This is a genomic window from Agromyces binzhouensis, from assembly GCF_004135055.1.
Taxonomy (GTDB): domain Bacteria; phylum Actinomycetota; class Actinomycetes; order Actinomycetales; family Microbacteriaceae; genus Agromyces; species Agromyces binzhouensis.
Genome location: NZ_SDPL01000542.1, coordinates 1 through 1,667 on the forward strand (window position 1 = coordinate 1; position 1,667 = coordinate 1,667).

Annotated in this window: 1 protein-coding gene; it reads left to right on the forward strand. The window is 71.6% G+C overall.

Annotated elements, in window-relative coordinates; translation table 11 throughout:
- Positions 1-226: 226 nt before the first annotated feature.
- On the forward strand, positions 227-1,667 hold a 1,441-nt coding region (locus ESO86_RS16540; protein ID WP_129235912.1), incomplete at its 3' end, for a DEAD/DEAH box helicase.

The window sequence follows — 1,667 nt, forward strand, 5'->3', positions numbered from 1 at the left end:
AGCCGTCGGATGCCGCGGCCGCCGCCTCGGCCGTGGACCGCGCCGCGCTGCTCGACCGGGCGGGGGTGCGTGCACGCGCTTCGGCGCGCTTCGGCGTCGAGCGGATGGTCGACGCGTACCTGCGCGTGTACGCGGACGTGATCCGAGCCGCCGGAGCCCCGGCGTCCGGCTGACGGCCCGGAGTCGGCACCCTGCCGTCGTCCAGCCGCGAGGACTACCCTGAAGCGTGACTTCCGACGACATCGCCATCGAGGCAGAGGCTCCCCAGGAGCCCACGACGCCCACCTTCGCCGACCTCGGACTCGAGGGGGCCGTGCTCCGGGCGCTCGACGACGTCGGCTACGAGACGCCCTCCGCGATCCAGGCCGCGACGATCCCGACGCTCCTGGAGGGGCGCGACGTCGTCGGCCTCGCGCAGACCGGAACCGGCAAGACCGCCGCGTTCGCACTGCCGATCCTCGCCCGGCTCGACACCTCCGACCGCAGCCCGCAGGCGCTCGTGCTCGCCCCGACCCGCGAACTCGCACTCCAGGTCTGCGAGGCGTTCGAGAAGTACGCGGCGCACCTGCCCGACCTGCACGTCCTGCCCGTCTACGGCGGGCAGGGCTACGGCGTGCAGCTGTCGGCGCTCCGCCGCGGCGTCCACATCGTCGTCGGCACGCCCGGCCGCGTGATCGACCACCTCGACAAGGGCACGCTCGACCTCTCGGGCCTCAAGTACCTCGTGCTCGACGAGGCCGACGAGATGCTCAAGATGGGCTTCGCCGAGGACGTCGAGACGATCCTCGCCGACACCCCCGACGAGAAGCAGGTCGCGCTGTTCTCGGCGACCATGCCCGCCGCGATCCGCCGGATGTCGGAGCAGTACCTGAACGACCCCGAGCAGATCACGGTCAAGACGAAGACGCAGACCTCGGCGAACATCACCCAGCGCGTGCTCGTCGTCGCCCACGCCCGCAAGGTCGACGCGCTCACCCGCATCCTCGAGGTCGAGGACTTCGGGGGTGTCATCATCTTCGTCCGGACCAAGAACGCGACCGAGGAGCTCGCCGAGAAGCTGCGCGCCCGCGGCTACGAGGCGGCGGCGATCAACGGCGACATCGCGCAGGTGCAGCGCGAGCGGACCGTCGAGCAGTTGAAGAGCGGCAAGCTCGACATCCTGGTGGCGACGGATGTCGCGGCTCGCGGCCTCGACGTCGAGCGCATCACGCACGTGGTCAACTACGACATCCCCACCGACCCCGAGCCCTACGTGCACCGCATCGGCCGCACTGGTCGCGCGGGCCGCACCGGTGACGCGATCAGCTTCGTGACGCCGCGCGAGCGCGGGCTGCTGGCCCGCATCGAGAAGACCACCAAGCAGCGCATGACGCCCATGGAGCTGCCGAGCGTCGACGAGATCAACGAGTCGCGGCTCAGCCGGTTCGACGACCGCATCTCGGCCGCGCTCGAGCAGACGGAGCGCATCGGCGGCTTCCGCGACATCATCTCCCACTACGTGCGTCACCACGACGTTCCCGAGACGGATGTCGCCGCGGCCCTCGCCGTCGTCGCGCAGGGCGATTCGCCGCTGCTCCTCGAGCCCGAGCCGGAGCCCGCGCCGTACGAGCGCGGCCGCGACCGGTTCGACCGCGACGACCGCGGCCGCGACCGGTTCGACCGCGACG